The following is a 547-nucleotide window of genomic DNA, read 5'->3' on the forward strand; positions in this document are numbered from 1 at the left end:
AGAAAAGCACCCCTAGGGGGTGCTTACAGGTGTTCACATGGTTATTTCTCAACCAGTTCAAACAACTCAGGCGGATACAAATAGTCCTCTCCGGTTTCGTCAATAACTCGATACCAGCCCTTTTCAATGCCGATGCATTTATATTTGTTATTCGTGATCAAGCTCATCGGGCTGCTGTCATCACCAATATATTTAACCGTCATCGTCCAACCACCTCTTTATTTTTATATCATGTTTTTCGCCATCAGCCTCATACCAATGTATTTCTGCCTTTCGTGGAACTCCATCTACCAAAACAATACTCTCACCACGGCATTTTTGCCATTTTTCAGCCGGTATTTTGTATCGCTCCTGAAGGTAAATGGCGTCCCTTATCTGGACTTTTGTGTCGTTTCCAGCGATTACTTTTATTTTTGTAATGGATGATCCTTCTTGAAATTTGGCATGATTCCCGTCCGGGAGTCTTACTGGATAATTTTTGGCGGAAGCTCCTAGACTCCTACCGATTATTTCGTCTGCTTTCATTATACCACCCCCACCGGATTTG

General features: G+C 42.8%; 2 protein-coding genes. Both read right to left on the reverse strand.

Going from position 1 to position 547, the window contains the following annotated elements; translation table 11 throughout:
- Positions 1-41 precede the first annotated feature (41 nt).
- On the reverse strand, positions 42-203 hold the full coding sequence (locus QVO51_RS07335) for a hypothetical protein (protein ID WP_022357858.1): 162 nt from the start codon (positions 201-203) through the stop codon (positions 42-44).
- Positions 193-547 (reverse strand): hypothetical protein (locus QVO51_RS07340; RefSeq protein ID WP_288167987.1); only part of this gene is annotated, 355 nt, incomplete at its 5' end. The genes QVO51_RS07340 and QVO51_RS07335, both read right to left, overlap by 11 nt.

The organism is Ruminococcus sp. CAG:379 (assembly GCF_000434255.1).
In the GTDB taxonomy this organism is placed as follows: domain Bacteria; phylum Bacillota; class Clostridia; order Oscillospirales; family Ruminococcaceae; genus Ruminococcus_F; species Ruminococcus_F champanellensis.

Coding starts and splice junctions, on each gene's coding strand:
- QVO51_RS07335 (WP_022357858.1), bottom strand. CDS start 203: ATGACGGTTAAATATATTGGTGATGACAGCAGCCCGATGAGCTTGATC.